The following is a 16,788-nucleotide window of genomic DNA, read 5'->3' as shown; positions in this document are numbered from 1 at the left end:
CACCCCAGCCCTCCCCCACGGGGGGAGGGAGCAGATTGGCGCTTGCGATATTTTCCGTGCAGTCATGTGGTGATTATTCCTTCGCGGTTTGCAGGTTGCTTCTTTTGATTTTGTTCCTCTTGGTGTTTCTTTATGTTTTTTATACTTTGCTCCAATCTATAATTGGCTTCTAATACTGCGCCCTGTAAATCTGGGTAAATAGTTTCAAAGCGGATACCTAAATGGCTTAAGTAAGAAATAATTTCTTTTCTTAGATCATTGCTTATATATAGCTTGATTGCATTGCGAATTTTATCTTTATATTTTTCACTTAGCGAAATATTCCTTTTTTCTATAGATTCTTCCTCCTTGTTTAATATGCCAACCATACCATAAGTAGTAAATATTCCTTGTTGGGCAGTGATTCTTCCTATGGGATCTGAATATGGATTAAAGATAAATCCCACATGACCATGCCCAGTGTGATTAGCAAGGCTTAAGGTATCTATGCGATAGACTGCTCTATATTTTATTTCTTCTAGTTCTTTCTCAAACGCAAAAAATAATGCAATGTAAAATACCTTAGACCAATCAAGCAAAGGAGATTTTAATCCCATATGCTGCCCTGCTGCCCATATCTCATTTTCAAGTTCTTCATGGTTTGGATTTCTAAGAATAGATTGATCAGATAATTTTCCGCGAGCAAGTTCTTTAAAATTCCTAGCAGAAATACTTTCTAAAGTATCAAAACATACTCCATACAACTTGGCATCTCTTTCTAGGGAGCTTTGCAATATCCAGTTAAAATCTTTCTGTCCTCTATAGATAAATTTAAATCTTTTATCACTCTTTCTTTCTTCATCTCTTCTAATCTCTCTAAATAAATATTCAAGCTGCTCAAATGTATCAATTTTTAAGCTCAAGAATGGGTATGTCTCAATATCATATTGTTCTTTGATGAACTCTTGCTCATCCAAGGGGTTTGATGTGTCAATAACCTTAATTTCATCTATGTTTATTACTTTAGTCATTTAGGGATTCTCCGTTAAAATCTTTTGTTTATGGTTTGGCTCAAGATGCAAGCTAATATTGCACAACAATCTTCTTGGGTTAAATCAGCTCTTTGAGTAGTAGTTCATTGTTATTCATGCTTCTATATCTCCATTTAACAATTTAGGCAGCATAATGTCGCGGGTTTCCGACAATAATATGTTCTGTCGAGTGTTGTTTTGAATCTGTTCGTCAATGGATAAATATCTGTCGTTAAATAAAGAAATTATTGTATTAGTGGGTTGTAAGACGTTAATGGCTTTTAGGTCTTTTTGGTTAATTGAACCAAACACAGTTCCTTCACCATTAAATAAATCCAGCACGGGTTTTAATGATTGGATTTGGTATAGCCCAAATGAAAAGCTACCGCTTTTATGGTGTAAAGCCGCCAACCCCCGCCCTATGCAGCAATCTTCAAGCGCGACATTTAAATCGCCAACGGGCGCGCGAACGCTCATCATAACGTCGCCTTTCTGTGCCATGCGTTTTGGGGCGGTTGTGTACAAGCGCGGGCGGGGGAATCGTTCGCCAAATTCTGCGCGCCCTTGATAGAACAATGTTCCTTGCCCTTCTTCGTTATAGGTTTCGCCATTTGGCGATTGCCCCATTACAACGGAATAGGACTCACCGATAGTGGATATTTCCCACCCCGCCGGAATTTCGCCGAAGTCGTCAGCGGGGACGAGGGCGGCGGGGAAGGCGGCGGCGAGGTCGGCGAGTTGTTGGTAGCGGGCGGGTTGCTGTTGTTTGAGGGTAGCGAGTTCGGCGGCGCTTTTGCCGCTGATGGTGGTCATTGCCGCGCTTTCTGCGTCCGCCTTGCTGCCGCCCGCCGCCAGCACCGCCGCTTTGGCGCGCGTCGGCTCGTATTCGACAAACCAGCTTTTGTAGATGGCTTGCGCGATTTGTTCGAGGGTTTGGTTGGTTTGGGTGTTGAGAAGGATTTTGTCGTCTAGTGTTTTTAGAAATGCGCCTGCTGCTTTACGCTTTTCTGGTTCGGGAAATGCAAAGGTAAATTCCGCCAAATCCTGCCATGAGACTCGCTGTCTTCCTGATGTTCCCGTCATCCGCATTTGGGCAAATTTGCGAAATTCAGGCAGCCTTGCCAAATAATAAACGTAATCTTCGTCAATTTTTGGATCTTTGGCCGTCATAACAATGAATTCTGTTGAGCCATGCCCAATAGATTCGTCTGAAAGATTTGATACTTTACCCGTTTTTCCATTTTCCAGACATGGCGTAATGCGGGCAAATAAGGTATCGCCGTTTCTGAATTTTGCGCCTCCTGTAAATGCTTTTTCTGTAATTTCTACAATATCCCTCTCATTGGTTGACAATGCCGCCATATCAATAAATGGTGCAATTTGTCCTTTTTTGAGCTTGCGGGGTGGGTTGAAATCAACAATATCCGTAATGCGGCTTTCATTATTCATAACCCAACTCTCCCAAATTTGCTTTTATCTGCGCTTCCAATGCCGCGCCTTGCGCAAATTGTTCGTTGAGTAGCGCGGTGAGTCGCGTCATTTTTTCGGCAAAGGGTTCGCTGTCGGTTTCGGCCTCCACCGTGCCGACGTAGCGGCCGGGTGTCAAGACGTAGTCGTTGCGCGCGATTTCTTCTTTGGTCGCGGCGTAGCTGTAGGCGGGTTCGTTGTGGTAGTTGTCCGCTTTTTGCCAGCGGTGGTAGGTGGCGGCGATGCGCGCGATGTCGGCGTCGCTGAGGTCGCGTTGGGCGCGGTCTTTCATGTAGCCCAGGTTGCGCGCGTCAATAAAGAGGGTTTCGCCGCGGCGTGGTTTGGCTTTGTGCAGCAGCCAGATGCAGGCGGGGATTTGGGTGTTGGTAAAGAGTTGGCCGGGCAGGGCTATCATCGCTTCTACCAGGTCGGCTTCGATGAATGCGCGGCGGATGTCGCCTTCGCCGCTGCTTTGGCTGCTCATCGAGCCGTTGGCAAGCAAGAGCGCCATGCGCCCTGTCGGGGCGAGGTGGTAGAGCATGTGTTGTAGCCAGGCGTAGTTGGCGTTGCCTGCGGGCGGGATGCCGTATTGCCAGCGCGGGTCGCCGGCGAGTGCTTCGCTCCACCATTCGTCGGCGTTAAAGGGTGGGTTTGCCATGACGTAATCCATTTTTTGGTCGATGTGCTGCGGCGCGGTAAAGCTGTCCGCCGGGCCTTTGCCGAAGTTGTATTCGATGCCACGGATTGCCATGTTCATCGCCGCCAGTTTCCAGGTGGTGCGGTTTTTTTCTTGGCCGTAGATGGAGATGGCGTCGGCGGGGTTGCCCTGGTGGGCGCGGATGAAGCGTTCGGTCTGGACGAAGAAGCCGCCGCTGCCCATCGCCGGGTCATAGACGCGGCCGTGGTAGGGCTCCAGCATGGCGACGATGAGGCTGACGATGGCTTTGGGGGTGAAGTATTGGCCGCCGCGTTTGCCTTCGGCGAGGGCAAAGCGGCCGAGGAAGTATTCGTAAACGTGGCCGAGGATGTCTTTGGCGCTGAGCGCGCCGTGGCCGCTGAAGCTGGTGTCGCTGAAGAGCTGGATGAGGCCGATGAGGGTCTGGCTGCTGACGCCGTAGTCGCTGATGCGCTGGAGGACGCCTTTGAGGCGGGGGTTGTCTTTTTCGATGGCGTCGAAGGCGTCGTCGATGAGTTTGGCGACGCCGCCGTGTCTGCCGCCCCAGGGGAGTTCGGCGCCGGGTTCGAGGGTGGCGACGGCGGCGATTTCGTCCCAGCGCGCCTCCCGCGGTACCCAAAAGACGGCGTCTTTGGTGTAGTAGTCGCGGTCTTCGAGTTCGGCGGCGATGGCGGCGGTGTAGGCGTCGGGGCTGTCGTAGTCGGCAGGGTCGAGGTGGTAGGGGTTTGCCGGGTTTTTGAGGTCGGCGGTGATGCGCTGTTGTTGGGCGCTGAAGCTGTCGCTGATGTATTTGAGGAAGATGAGGCCGAGGACGATGTGTTTGTAGTTGGCGGCGTCCAGCTCGGCGCGGAGTTTGTCGGCGGCTTTCCACAGGTCGGCTTCGAGGCCGCTGAGGAAGGCCTGGGTTTTGGCGTTTAGCGCGTCAGGCGTGTTGGCTGTTGGCTGTTGGCTGTTGGCTGTTGGCTGTTGGCTGTTGGCTTGTTCATTTTACCGGTTTTCCTTTGTATTTTCAATGGTTTGTTGGTGAAACCCCGCGTTTGTTACGGGATTTTCAGGGAATTTTAGCAGGGTTGTGGTGCGCTGGCTGACGGTGATTTACATACACCTTGAGCGCTCAGGTATCGCAGGTCGGGCATTTATGCCCGACGTTCGGCGATGATGATGAAGCATCGGCGGATGTTGTGAGCGCTTCCCCCAGCCCCCACGCAAAATGCGGGCGTATTTTGCGTGAGAACCCGCCCGCTGCGTTTGCTGCGGGGGAGGGGCCGATCGGCGGCAATGTTGCTATGGGCTGTTTGCAATTTGAAAAATTCCCCTCCCCTGCAGGGCGAAGTCTGCAGCGGGCGGGTTCCGTGCGTAGGGTGTGTGGCGGCGTAGCCGACACGCACGCGGGAATTTGACATCGGCAAACGCGTGCATGCCTGCGGCACACACCCTACAAGCTAATGATGTAGCTCATAGAATTGTCCTACGCAACCGCATTGGCTTGGGCGTGTTTACGGCTGAATGGTAAACAGGCCTTAGCCAAACCTGCTAATGAAATCATCATGTTATGACCAATTGTAAACAGCGCCTAAGCCAACCTGCAAAGCTCACGGCGATGTGCTCTGAAAACACCCCGCCCGCGCCGATTGGCGCTAATATTGCCGCATTCCCAACCTACCCGGAGGTGTCATCATGACCACGCAAACTTTCCCCGCTGGCGGCGCTTTGATCGGCTGGCATAACGGCCAATGGCAGGTGCCGGACCATCCCTGGATTGGCTGCATCGCCGGCGACGGCATCGGCCCGGAAATCATGCAGGCGTCGCGCCGCGTCTGGGATGCCGCCGTCCGTGCCGCTTATGGCGACCGCCGCCGCATCGTCTGGTGTGATTTGCCGCTCGGTGAAGCCGCTGCCGCGCAAGGCGGCGATGCTTTCCCGCCAGACACGCTCGCCGCACTGCGCCAGTTGCGCGTCGCCATCAAGGGGCCTTTGACCACGCCGGTGGGCGGCGGTTTCCGCTCACTCAATGTCGCCCTGCGGCAGACGCTTGACCTCTATGCCTGCGTCCGCCCGGTGCGTCATTACGCGGGCGTCCCCTCGCCGATGCTGCGCCCCGACGACCTTGATGTCGTCATCTTCCGCGAGAATACCGAAGATGTTTATGCGGGCATTGAGTACGCGGCGGGCAGCGCGGAAAACGCCAAACTGGCCGACTTCCTGCGGCGCGAGCTGGGCGCGCAGTTTTTCGACGGCGCGGCGCTCGGCATCAAGCCCGTTTCCGCATTTGCCAGCAAGCGACTGATTCAGATGGCGATTGAATACGCCATTGCGCACGGGCGGCGCAGCGTGACCCTCGTCCACAAGGGCAACATCATGAAATACACCGAGGGCGCGTTCCGCGAGTGGGGCTACGAGGTCGCGCGCGAGCTTTTCCCCGGCCAGACGGTGCGCGAGGATGAATGCGACGGCGAGCCGCCTGCGGGCAAAATCGTCATCAAGGACCGTATCGCCGACGCGATGTTCCAGATGATGCTGCTGCGCCCGGCGGAATATGACGTTATCGCCACCCTGAACCTGAACGGCGACTACCTCTCCGACGCGCTCGCGGCGCAGGTCGGCGGCATCGGCATCGCCCCCGGCGCGAACATCGGCGCGGGTTTGGCCGTTTTTGAAGCGACGCATGGCAGCGCGCCGAAACACGCGGGCAAAAATCGCGCCAATCCCAGCTCGCTCCTGCTCTCCGGGGTGATGATGCTGGAGCATCTCGGCTGGATTGAAGCGGCAGAACGCATCAACCGCGCCTACACCGCGACCATCGCCGCCAAAACCGTCACCTACGATTTTGCCCGCCTGATGGACGGCGCGACGGAAGTCAGCACCAGCGCCTTTGCCGACGCGCTGCTGGAGCATCTCGCATGAGTGAACTGGAACAGATGCGGGAGCTGCTCGCCGCGCTCGAACTGGCATTGCTGGACGCGGGCTGGTGGGGCGAGTCGTCGCCGGATGCGGCGGCACTTGCCAGCACCGAGCCGTTTTGCGTCGATACCCTCACCTTCAGCGAATGGTTGCAATGGGTCTATATTCCGAAAATGCACGCCTGGATGGCGCGCGAGCAGGCGCTGCCGGAGCGCAGCGGCCTGCTGCCGATTGCCGAGGAGGCGTGGCGCGGCAGCGCGGCAAACACCGACGGACTACTGCTGGTGATGCGCGCATTGGACGGGCTTGTCAATGGCGATGCCGACACGCCACAGCATTTGCACGCCATCCGCCGCCGTTATCAGCGGCATTAACGGAAAACGCCACGCAAGTGGCGTTTCCTTTGGGCTATGGGCGGGTTGCGTTGCTTTGAATGCGGGACTATCGCCATCCACCGAAAATCTCAGAACCTGTTTAGAGTCTGCGGGTGAAATTCCCCCTCCCCTGCAGGGCGAAGCCCGCTGCGGGTGCTACGCGCCCTGCAAGGGAGGGGGGACAATTCGGCGCAGCAATTCAAATTTGTATGGATAACCGGGATTTTGAACAGGTTCTTAAGTACGCCGGGCCATAATGGCCGCGCACAAACGTTATTTCAATAAGTATTACTATTTGAACTGCGAAATCTTGATTAGTAAATCAAATGATAAAAGCTCCCCGCCGCAACAAAAAATCGTTTGACAACAACAAATTAAAAAACCGTCCGCAAAAATTCCCGTCCGCAGCAAAACAAAATTTGACGCCGCTATAAACCGCCGCGATACTCGCCGCCCCTTATCAATTCAACCGGAGAAAATCCATGAAAGGCAATGCCGAAGTTATCGCTTATCTGAACGAACTCACCGCTGGCGAACTCGCCGCGCGCGACCAGTATTTCATCCACGCGCGGATGTACGACGAGTGGGGCTACACCAAGCTCTTTGAGGCCAACCACCACGAAATGCAGCACGAAACCGAGCACGCCACGCTGATGATCAAGCGCGTGCTCATGCTGGAAGGCACGCCGAACATGGTGCCGGAAGCGCTGCACATCGGCACGGACGTGAAATCCATGATCGAAAACGATCTGCAACTGGAATACAAGGTGCGCGACGCCCTGAAAAAAGGCATCGCCCTCTGCGAAAAGCACCAGGACTACGTCACCCGCAATATGCTGATTGACCAACTGAAAGACACCGAGGAAGACCACGCGCACTGGCTCGAACAGCAACTGCGCCAAATTGAAGACATGGGGCTTGCCAACTACCTGCAAAGCCAGCTCTAAGGGGGCGCCATGCAAATTACCCCGGAAGTGCTCGCCAGCCTCAACCGGCTGCTGCGGCACGAGCTGACCGTCATCAACCAGTATTTCCTCCACGCGCGGATGCTGAACAACTGGGGCTATGATGACCTCGGCCACACCATCTACAAGCAGTCCATCCGCGCGATGAAAAACGCGGACAAGCTGATTGCCCGTATTTTCCTGCTGGAAGGGCTGCCCAATCTGCAAGACCTCGGCAAACTGCTGATTGGCGAGACGGTCGCGGAAGCCATTGCCTGCGACTTGCAGGCAGCAGAGGCGCAACACGCCGATTTGGTCGCCGCCGTCAAACTGCTGGGCGAGCAGCGCGATTTCGTTTCGCGTACCTTGGTGGAGGAATTGCTCGACGATGTCGAGGAATACATTGACTGGCTGGAAACGCAGCAAGACCTGATGGCATCGCTTGGCACGCCGAACTACCTGCAACAGGCAGTCGGCAGTAGCGATAGTCATTAAACGTAACACCTGCAAGAAAGAACCCCGCTGCGGCGGGGTTTTTTGTGGGCGACAGATGCCGCTGTCTTGCGGGATGGCAGGCAGGGGCGATAAAACCGCAACTTGTATTTCAGCGGCTGGCCGTCGTGACGACAAAACCATGAATGGCGCTATCGGCGGCCTGCTGAATCTTCTGCCAGTCCGGCAACAGCTGGCGGTCATAGAGCAAACTGGCATCTACTTTCATGTCGCCGCTGACGCTGAAATAGTGGCTGCACGGCGGGTGCGGCACGGCGTTGTTGGAGCAGCGGATATAGGCATTGACGTGTCCCGCCGCATCGCGGTGGACGAACACGTCATCCGCACTGTGATTCTCGCGCCAGGGCAGGTTATTGGCAGGGTTGATGCCGGGGATGATATAGCGCTCCAGCCCGAATGCGATTTCATTGCCATCGTGCTGATAGACCGGCGGGCCGGAGGGATAGCTGTTCTCCAAATCGCTGGCGATAAGGCGATCCCAAACGTGCTCGTCTTGGTGGTAGCGCGTGCCACTCGTGATGCCGACGTCTATCCAGGGATTGGGCAACAGGTCGCTTTCCTGCTCGTATTCCGCCTGGTTTTTGCGGCTGTCCAGCAGGGTATGGTCGCGGTAGCGCAAGCTGAAACCGAAGGAATCAATGATGGATTGGTAGTTGCGCACTGGCGGCTGGTAGTTGCGCAGTTTTTCCCTGTCCCAACCGGGGGAATCGTCGTACTCAAGCAGGCTGACCACCGAAGACGGCAGATTGACCGGGTAACCGCCCAGGTCGCCAATGATGTAGGGATTGCCGTAGGCGTCCAGCGGCGTGTCGGCGGGCTGCTGGCTGGCTGCGCCGTGCATGACACGGGAAAGCGCCGCCACGTCTTCCATCGTGGGCGGTGGCGGTGCGGGCGTTTCCGCCGTGGTGCGTGCTTTCATCTGTCCGTAAGCGATAACGATGGCAGCGGTTGCGAGGAGCAATGCGCCTGCGGCGAGGTAGTGGGGGCGTGCTTTTTTCATGGTTTTTTCCGGTCAACGTTCCAGCAGCGCTGCGCCGTCGCTGTCGTGCAGGCGGGAGAAAATGAGCGCGGAGGCGAAGGTGATGCCGCCGACGGCGATGAAGGTGTAGCGGAAGGCGGTGTGCAGGTCGCCGTGGCTGATGCCGTCCAGGCTGAATATTTTCAGCAGCAGCGCGCCGATGGCGATGCCGAAGCTGGTGGAGAGTTGCTGGTTGACCGAAAGCAGGCTGTTGCCACTGCTGTTTTGGTCGGGGCGCAGGTCGGCGATGGAGAGCGTGTTCATCGCGGTAAATTGCAGCGAGTTGCCGAGGCCGGTGACGAAAAGCAGCGCCACCCACACCCAGACGGGCGTGTGCTGCGGCGGGATGGCGACTGCCGCCATCAGCAGGCCGAGCAGGCAGGTGTTGGCAAGGATGGTGCGGCGGTAGCCGTAGCGGGCGATGACCGGCTTGACGAAAGGCTTGGCGACGATGGCGCCGACCACGGTCGGGGTCATCAGCCAGCCGGAGAGGCTGGCGCTGTAGCCGAGGGCGACCTGATACAGCAGCGGCATGAGGAAGGGCATGGCGCCGATGCCGAGACGGCTGACGAGGTTGCCCGCGAGACCGATGCGGAAGGTGCGCACCAGAATGAGGCTTACCGGAAAGAGCGGGTGGTCGCTGCGCCGCGCGTGGCGCAGGTAGGCGAAGGCGCTGGCAAGCGACAATACCGCGAGCAAGAGCGCCCACGGCAGGTTGGCGCCGCCGTGCGGGGCGATTTCCAGGGCGAGGGTCAGCCCGGTGGCGGTGATGGCAATCAGCACGAAGCCGCTGGCGTCAAAGCGGGTGTCGCCATAGACGTCCGGCATGATGGGAATGGCGCAGAGGATGCCGATGATGCCGAAGGGGATATTGATGAGGAAAATCCAGTGCCAGCTCGCGTACTGGACGAGATAGCCGCCGACCAGCGGGCCGAGGATGGGGCCGATGAGCGCGGACATGATGGCGTAATTGATGGCGTTGATGAGCCGGTTTTTTTCATAGACTTTCAGCAGCGCCAGGCGCGGCACCGGCATGATGATGGCGCCGCCCATGCCCTGAATGATGCGCGCGCCGACGAGCATTGGCAGGCTGGTGGCGAGCGCGCAGAGGAGCGAGCCGAGCATGAAGATGACGAGCGCGACGATGAAGGTTTTGCGCGTGCCGAAGCGGTCGGCGAGGTAACCGCTGGCGGGGATGAGCAGGGCGACGGTGAGGGCGTAGGAGATGACGGCAGACTGCATATTGAGCGGCGAGACGTGCAGGTCGGCGGCGATGGCGGGCAGGGCGGTGTTCAAGATGGTCGCATCCAGCATCTGCATGAAGATGGAGATGGCCATCAACAGCGGCAGCCAGCGCGAGGGCGGGGCGGTGGTGTTCATGTATGGGTCTGGCAAAAGCGGACGGTCATTATCGTTTTTTCTGTTTTTTTGGCAATGGCGATGCGGGCGCGATGGCGCTTTTCCGTGGTTTTTTATATGGCTGGCGCGGGTGCCGTTTTTCCCTTTTGCGCCTTCGGCAAATGTTCTAAAATTGCGCCCGTTTGCGATTTGTTCATTTTTTTATGGTTGTCGCAGGCGTCCCGCAATTTTGGATTTTTTTATGCAAAAACCGACAACGACCGAGATTGCCGCGAAGGGTGGCAAGTCCGGTATGAGCCTGTTTTTGGTTACCGTCTTTATGGCGACGGTAGCTTGGTTTGTGTGGTGGGGACTGGGTTATACCGGTTTCAATCACCCTTTTGTCTTCATCCTCGCCTGCGCTTTTGGCCTGTTCATGGCCTTCAATATCGGCGGCAATGACGTCGCCAATTCTTTTGGCACCTCCGTCGGCGCCGGCACGCTTTCCATTACCCAGGCGCTGATTGTCGCCGCCCTGTTCGAGGTCAGCGGCGCGCTGATTGCGGGCAAGGAGGTGACGGATACCATCAGCAAGGGCATCGTTGATTTGTCGGCGATTGACATCCAGCCGATGCAGTTCGTTTTCGTGATGATGAGCGCGCTCATCGCCGCCGCCTTGTGGCTGCTGTTCGCCTCGTACAAGGGGCTGCCCGTCTCCACCACTCATTCCATCATCGGCGGCATCGTCGGCGCGTCTGTCGCGCTTGGTATCAGCCAGCACAGCAACGCCGCCTTTTCGCTGGTGTACTGGCACAAAATCGGCCAGATTGGTATGTCGTGGGTGATTTCGCCGGTGCTTGGCGGCATCATGGCGTGGATTGTCTATGGGCAAATCAAGAAACACGTGCTGATGCACGGTACCGTCGCCGACCACGCCACATATTCCCGCCGCGTCAAAAGTCTGCGCACCCGCGTCCACCAGCCGATGACCAAACGCATCAGCCAGATTCATTCGATGATGATGCTGCGCGAGGACGACGGCGCGCACGCCCCCGGCACGGAGGCGGAAAAGGTGCTGGCGCGACGCGCGCTGCGGGTGTGGATTCCGCTGATTGCGATGTTCGGCGCGCTGATGATTACTTCAATGCTGCTGTTCAAAGGGCTGAAGAATCTGAATCTTGGCCTTTCCGACACGCAATACGGCCTTATCATCATCGTCGTCAGTGTCGCCGTCTGGTATGTGGTGCGCCGCTATGCCCGCCGTTTCCGCAGCGGCGAGGTCAATCGTGCCACTTATATCCTTTTTAGCTGGATGCAGGTGGTGACTGCCTCCGGCTTTGCCTTCAGCCACGGCTCGAACGACATCGCCAACGCCATCGGCCCGTTTGCCGCCATCATTGACGTGCTGAAGAATCAAGCCATCGGCGACGGTGCCATCCCGGTGCCGACCGTCGCCATGGTAACCTTCGGCGTCGCGCTGGTAGCGGGGCTGTGGTTCATTGGCCGCGAAGTGATTGCCACCGTCGGCACCCATCTCGCCGAGATGAGCCCGGCAGCGGGATTCACCGCCGAGCTGGCCGCCGCCATCGTCGTCATGCTCGCCTCTTCGCTCGGTCTGCCTGTTTCCAGCACGCATATCCTCGTCGGCGCGATTCTCGGCATCGGCCTGGTGAACCGCAACGCCAACTGGCGGCTGATGAAGCCGATTGCGCTCGCCTGGCTGATTACTGTCCCCGCCGCCGGGCTGTGTGCCGCGCTGGCGTTCGTGCTGTTTAACGCGGTGTTTTAGCAAAATTTTTCTTGCCACATACAGGGGCGGTTGGCTCGCCCAGTCAAGCCGCCTGTCGCGGCTTTTTCATTCTCACAACGGAGCAAACCCATGGAAACCCTCTGGGCGACCGCCATCACCCTCTTTTTCATCATGGACCCGCTCGGCAACGTCCCGGTCTTCCTCGTTGTCCTGAAACCCGTCGCCGAACACCGCCGCAGCCGCATCATCCTGCGCGAACTGCTGATTGCGCTCGTGGTCATGCTGCTCTTCCTCTTTGCCGGCCCCGCGATGCTGCGTGCGCTCGGCATCACCCCGGAAGCCGTCGCCATCGCGGGCGGACTGGTGCTGCTCATCATCGCCATCCGCATGATTTTCCCGCTGCGCGGCGGCTCCATCATGGGCGGCGACGAAGACGAAGGCGAACCGCTGCTGGTCCCGCTCGCCATCCCGCTGCTTGCCGGGCCGTCGCTGTTGGCGACGCTGATGTTGCGCGCCCACAGCGGCGACATCCTGCACCACACCCTGCCCGCGTTGCTCATTGCCTGGTGTGCCACCGCCGCCATTTTGCTCTCCTCGCCCTTCCTCTATCGCATCTTCGGCAATCGCGGCCTGAAAGCGATGGAGCGGCTGATGGGGATGGTGCTGATCTGTATCTCGGTGCAGATGCTGCTTAATGCCTTCGCCCGTCTCGCACATTGACCACAAAAAATCCCGCGCAATGGCGGGATTTTTCATGACAGGCGACCGCTATCAAAGCGCTGCTTCAATCCGTGCGCGGATGGCGTCCAGCTCGCCGCTGCCGTCAATGCTGCGCAATTTGCCTTGCGCTTGGTAATAGGCAATCAGCGGCTTGGTCTGCGCTTCAAAGACTTTGAGGCGGTTGCGGATGGTTTCTTCATTGTCGTCGCTTCGGCCACGGGCGAGCATCCGCTTGACGATTTCTTCGTTATCGACTTGCAGCTCAATCACGCAGTCAATCTGGCTGCCGCGCCCGGCGAGCAGTTTGTCCAGCGCTTCTGCCTGGGCGATGGTGCGCGGGAAGCCGTCGAACAGCGCGCCATTGTCGCCAAGGCGGGCGGCAATCATCGCAATGACGATGTCGTCGGAGACGAGCGCGCCGCTGTCCATGATGCTTTTCGCCTGGCGACCGAGTTCGCTGTCGGCGGCGATTTCGGCGCGCAGCATATCGCCGGTGGAGAGGTGGGTGAGGCCGTGTTGTTCAATGAGGAATGCTGCCTGGGTGCCTTTGCCTGAGCCGGGTGCGCCGAGCAGGATGATGTTCATGGTTTTTTCCTGGTTTTGTGTGTGAAGTTGCGTAGGTTATCACATGGCCGGGTGTTTTTCTTGTGTTAGAATAATGGGGCATTTTGCACATAGTCTGTTTTTTTATGAGGTGTTTTATGTTGAAATTTACTGAAGATCATGAGTGGATTCGCGTCGAAGGTTCTGTCGGCACAGTGGGCATTACCGATTTTGCCCAGGATGCCTTGGGCGATATTGTTTTTGTGGAATTGCCGGAAGTCGGGCGGCAAGTCGCGGTTGGCGATGAAGCCGCGGTCATTGAATCGGTAAAAGCCGCCGGCGAAGTAAAAAGTCCGGTATCCGGCGAGGTGGTGGAAGTGAATCAGGCTTTGGTCGATGAGCCCAGTTTGATGAATACCGCGCCGGAATCCGATGGCTGGGTGTACAAGGTGCAACTCGCCGATGTGGCGGAGCTGGATGGCTTGATGGACGAGGCCGCCTATCGCGCTTTTGCCCAAAAATAATTTTCCTTTTGTAGCGCCGCGCGAGTGGCGCTTTTTGCTTTTTTGTGGAGGATTTTGTCGTGTCTGTTCATGCGCCTTTTGTTGCCCGCCATATTGGCCCTTCTCCCACCGAACAGGAGAAAATGTTAAAACTTTTGGGTTTCAGTAATCTCGATGATTTTATTGATGCGGTCGTGCCGCAGGATATCCGGTGCAAGGAGATGCGATTGCCCGCCGCGCTTTCAGAACGTGAGGCGCTGGCGGCATTGCAGAAGATTGCCAACAAGAATGAAGTTTTCCGTTCGCTGATTGGTCAGGGCTATTACGGCACAATTGTGCCGCCGGTCATTCAGCGCAATATTCTGGAGAATCCGGCGTGGTACACCTCTTATACGCCGTATCAGCCGGAAATTTCACAAGGACGACTGGAAGCCTTATTGAATTTTCAGACCATGGTCTGCGATTTGACGGCCATGGAAATTGCCAATGCCTCATTGCTCGATGAAGCAACCGCGGCGGCGGAAGCGATGACCCTCGCGCGGCGGCAAAGCAAGGTGAAATCCAATGTCTTCCTCGTCGATCAGCGCGTGCATCCGCAGACGATTGACGTGCTATTAACCCGCGCCGGTTATCAGGACATCGAAATCGCGGTCGTCGATTGCAAAAACGATTTGCCGCAGACGGAATATTTCGGCGTTCTGGTGCAATACCCGGATACGCACGGCCATGTTGCCGATTATCGCGGCCTTGCCGAAATCGTCCACGCCAACAGCGCGGTGCTGGTGGTCGCCACCGACCTGCTCGCCTTGACCGTGCTCACCCCGCCGGGCGAATGGAACGCCGACATCGTCGTCGGCAATGCGCAGCGCTTCGGCGTGCCGCTCGGCTTTGGTGGCCCGCACGCGGCGTTCATGGCAACCCGCGACAGCTTCAAGCGCTCGATGCCCGGCCGCCTCGTCGGCGTATCCGTCGATAGCCACGGCAAACCCGCCTACCGCCTCGCCCTGCAAACGCGCGAACAGCACATCCGCCGCGAAAAGGCGACCAGCAACGTCTGCACCGCGCAAGCGCTACTCGCCATCATGGCCGGTTGCTTCGCCGTCTGGCACGGTGCGGAAGGCCTGCGCAACATCGGCGTGCGCGTGCATCAGCTCGCCACCCAGCTCGCGCTGACCCTGGAAAAACACCACTTCAAATTCACCTACGAACACTTCTTCGACACGCTGCACATCGACGTCGGCTCGCGCGCCGACAGCATCATGCAGCGCGCGCATGACGCGGGCTACAACCTGCGCCGCATTGACGCCAGCAGCATCGGCGTTTCCCTCGATGAACTGAGCAGCGAAGCGGAAATCAAACTGCTGCTCGCCATCTTCACCGGGCGCAGCGAAGAATTTGCCCTCGAAAAACCGCAGGCGATGCTGCCTGCCTTCGCCGTGCGCAGCAGCCAGTACCTGACGCACCCGGTCTTCAAAGAGCATCGCAGCGAGACCGAAATGATGCGCTACCTGCGCAAACTCGCCGACTGGGATTTGGCGCTCGACCGCACCATGATTCCGCTCGGCTCCTGCACCATGAAGCTGAACGCTGCCAGTGAAATGATGCCCGTCACCTGGCGCCAGTTCACCGACATCCACCCCTTTGCCCCGCTGGAGCAGGCCGAAGGCTACCGCGAACTGTTCGACGGTCTCGAAGCGATGCTGGCAGAAGCCACCGGCTACGACGCCGTCTCGCTCCAGCCCAACTCCGGCGCGCAAGGCGAATACACCGGCCTGCTCGCCATCCGCGCGTATCACGAAAGCCGGGGCGAAGGCCAGCGCAACGTCTGCCTCATCCCGCAGTCCGCGCACGGCACCAACCCGGCGTCCGCCGCACTCGCGGGCATGGAAGTCGTCATCGTTGCCTGCGACGAAGACGGCGACATCGACATCGCCGACCTCGTCCTCAAAGCCGAAGAACACGCTGACCGCCTCGCCGCCATCATGGTCACCTACCCCTCCACCCACGGCATCTTTGAGCGCAACATCCGCGAACTCTGCGCCATCATCCACGGCTACGGCGGCCAGGTTTACCTCGACGGCGCCAACTTCAACGCGCAAGTCGGTCTCGCCGCGCCCGGCCTCTACGGCTCCGACGTCTCGCACCTGAACCTGCACAAAACCTTCGCCATCCCGCACGGCGGCGGCGGCCCCGGTGTCGGCCCGATAGCGGTCAAAGAGCACCTGAAACCCTTCCTCCCCGGCCACAGCGTCGTCCCGCTCGAACATCGCGGCGGCCTCGCCGTCAGCGCCGCGCCGTGGGGCAGCGCGCTGGTGGACGTCATCCCGTGGATGTACCTGCGGATGATGGGCGCGGACGGCCTGAAAAAAGCGAGCCAGGTCGCGATATTAAACGCCAACTACATCGCCCGGCGGCTCAAGGCGAACGGTGCCTACGAAGTGCTGTACAGCGATGCCGACGGCCACGTCGCGCACGAATGCATCATCGACGTCCGCCCGTTCAAGGACAGCGCCGGCGTCAGCGTGGATGACATCGCCAAACGGCTGATGGACTACGGCTTCCACGCGCCGACGATGAGCTTCCCCGTCCCCGGCACACTGATGATCGAGCCGACCGAAAGCGAAAGCCTCGCCGAACTCGACCGCTTCTGCGACGCCATGCTCGCCATCCGCGAAGAAATCCGCCGCATCGAAAACGGCGAATGGACGCACGAAGACAACCCGCTGGTGAACGCGCCGCACACGCTGGCCGACCTCACTGGCGACTGGAACCGCGGCTACGACCGCAAAACCGCCATCTACCCGCTGGACGGCATGAACCCGGCGAAATACCTGACCCCGGTCAACCGCGTCGATAATGTTTACGGTGACCGCCACCTCATCTGTAGCTGCATCCTGCCGCTGGAGTGGGACGCAACGCGGAAGGCGTAACAAGCCGGAGCGGCGCTGTCCTGGGGGCTGTTTGCAATTCAAACCCGCCCCGTTGCGGGCTTCGCTCTGCGGTCGCCCACCAAACTACCCCCTCCCCCGTG

At 57.8% G+C, this 16,788-nt stretch carries 14 protein-coding genes; 8 read left to right on the top strand and 6 right to left on the bottom strand.

Annotated elements, in window-relative coordinates; all coding sequences use genetic code 11:
• Window positions 1-62: 62 nt before the first annotated feature.
• The 3 genes from Q0349_RS10820 to Q0349_RS10810 all read right to left on the bottom strand — a co-directional run bounded on the left by Q0349_RS10820 (window position 63) and on the right by Q0349_RS10810 (window position 4,026).
• Window positions 63-1,010 (bottom strand): FRG domain-containing protein, encoded by a 948-nt coding sequence (locus tag Q0349_RS10820; protein WP_298080955.1) that lies wholly within the window; start codon window positions 1,008-1,010, stop codon window positions 63-65.
• Between the two features lie 114 nt (window positions 1,011-1,124).
• The gene (locus tag Q0349_RS10815) at window positions 1,125-2,459 is read right to left on the bottom strand and encodes a restriction endonuclease subunit S (RefSeq protein ID WP_298080954.1); all 1,335 of its coding nucleotides are present in this window, start codon (window positions 2,457-2,459) and stop codon (window positions 1,125-1,127) included.
• Complete coding sequence (locus Q0349_RS10810; protein ID WP_366916318.1) at window positions 2,452-4,026, bottom strand: class I SAM-dependent DNA methyltransferase; 1,575 nt, start codon at window positions 4,024-4,026, stop codon at window positions 2,452-2,454. Before Q0349_RS10810 ends, Q0349_RS10815 begins: the two co-directional genes overlap by 8 nt.
• 804 nt (window positions 4,027-4,830) lie before the next feature.
• Between Q0349_RS10810 and icd the strand changes: the two genes are divergently transcribed.
• From icd to bfr (Q0349_RS10790), 4 genes are all read left to right on the top strand, one after another.
• Window positions 4,831-6,057 (top strand): isocitrate dehydrogenase (NADP(+)), encoded by a 1,227-nt coding sequence (gene icd, locus Q0349_RS10805; RefSeq protein WP_298080952.1) that lies wholly within the window; start codon window positions 4,831-4,833, stop codon window positions 6,055-6,057.
• Window positions 6,054-6,428 carry a YqcC family protein gene (locus Q0349_RS10800; protein WP_298080951.1) on the top strand — a complete coding sequence of 125 codons (375 nt, stop codon included), beginning with the start codon at window positions 6,054-6,056 and terminating at the stop codon, window positions 6,426-6,428. Before icd ends, Q0349_RS10800 begins: the two co-directional genes overlap by 4 nt.
• Window positions 6,429-6,910: 482 nt before the next feature.
• On the top strand, window positions 6,911-7,375 hold the full coding sequence (bfr, locus tag Q0349_RS10795) for a bacterioferritin (protein ID WP_298080950.1): 465 nt from the start codon (window positions 6,911-6,913) through the stop codon (window positions 7,373-7,375).
• 9 nt (window positions 7,376-7,384) lie between these two features.
• Window positions 7,385-7,867, top strand: a complete 483-nt coding sequence (bfr, locus tag Q0349_RS10790) for a bacterioferritin (RefSeq protein ID WP_298080949.1) — start codon at window positions 7,385-7,387, stop codon at window positions 7,865-7,867.
• Between the two features lie 109 nt (window positions 7,868-7,976).
• Here the strand turns inward: bfr (Q0349_RS10790) and Q0349_RS10785 are convergent, their stop codons facing one another.
• The gene (locus tag Q0349_RS10785; RefSeq protein ID WP_298080948.1) at window positions 7,977-8,885 is read right to left on the bottom strand and encodes a hypothetical protein; all 909 of its coding nucleotides are present in this window, start codon (window positions 8,883-8,885) and stop codon (window positions 7,977-7,979) included.
• 12 nt (window positions 8,886-8,897) lie between these two features.
• Window positions 8,898-10,283, bottom strand: coding sequence for an MFS transporter (locus Q0349_RS10780; RefSeq protein WP_298080947.1), 1,386 nt, complete (start codon window positions 10,281-10,283; stop codon window positions 8,898-8,900).
• A 271-nt stretch (window positions 10,284-10,554) separates the two neighbouring features.
• Here Q0349_RS10780 and Q0349_RS10775 point away from each other — a divergent pair, with 271 nt between their 5' ends.
• Both Q0349_RS10775 and Q0349_RS10770 read left to right on the top strand, forming a co-directional pair.
• On the top strand, window positions 10,555-12,030 hold the full coding sequence (locus tag Q0349_RS10775; RefSeq protein WP_366916317.1) for an inorganic phosphate transporter: 1,476 nt from the start codon (window positions 10,555-10,557) through the stop codon (window positions 12,028-12,030).
• Window positions 12,031-12,120: 90 nt separating this feature from the next.
• Window positions 12,121-12,711, top strand: a complete 591-nt coding sequence (locus Q0349_RS10770; protein ID WP_298080945.1) for a MarC family protein — start codon at window positions 12,121-12,123, stop codon at window positions 12,709-12,711.
• Window positions 12,712-12,762: 51 nt separating this feature from the next.
• On the opposite strand, the gene Q0349_RS10765 is transcribed toward Q0349_RS10770, so the two are convergent.
• A complete protein-coding gene (locus Q0349_RS10765) occupies window positions 12,763-13,296 on the bottom strand; it encodes an adenylate kinase (RefSeq protein ID WP_298080943.1) in 534 nt (177 codons plus the stop codon).
• Window positions 13,297-13,412: 116 nt separating this feature from the next.
• Between Q0349_RS10765 and gcvH the strand changes: the two genes are divergently transcribed.
• Window positions 13,413-13,778 (top strand): glycine cleavage system protein GcvH, encoded by a 366-nt coding sequence (gene gcvH, locus Q0349_RS10760; protein WP_298080942.1) that lies wholly within the window; start codon window positions 13,413-13,415, stop codon window positions 13,776-13,778.
• A 122-nt stretch (window positions 13,779-13,900) separates the two neighbouring features.
• Window positions 13,901-16,687 (top strand): aminomethyl-transferring glycine dehydrogenase, encoded by a 2,787-nt coding sequence (gene gcvP, locus Q0349_RS10755; protein ID WP_298080941.1) that lies wholly within the window; start codon window positions 13,901-13,903, stop codon window positions 16,685-16,687.
• Window positions 16,688-16,788: the final 101 nt, after the last annotated feature.

The organism is uncultured Cardiobacterium sp. (assembly GCF_938028185.1).
Classification (GTDB): Bacteria; Pseudomonadota; Gammaproteobacteria; order Cardiobacteriales; family Cardiobacteriaceae; genus Cardiobacterium.
Note: the sequence above shows the minus strand (reverse complement) of the source record. Positions and strands in the feature narration are given on the sequence as shown.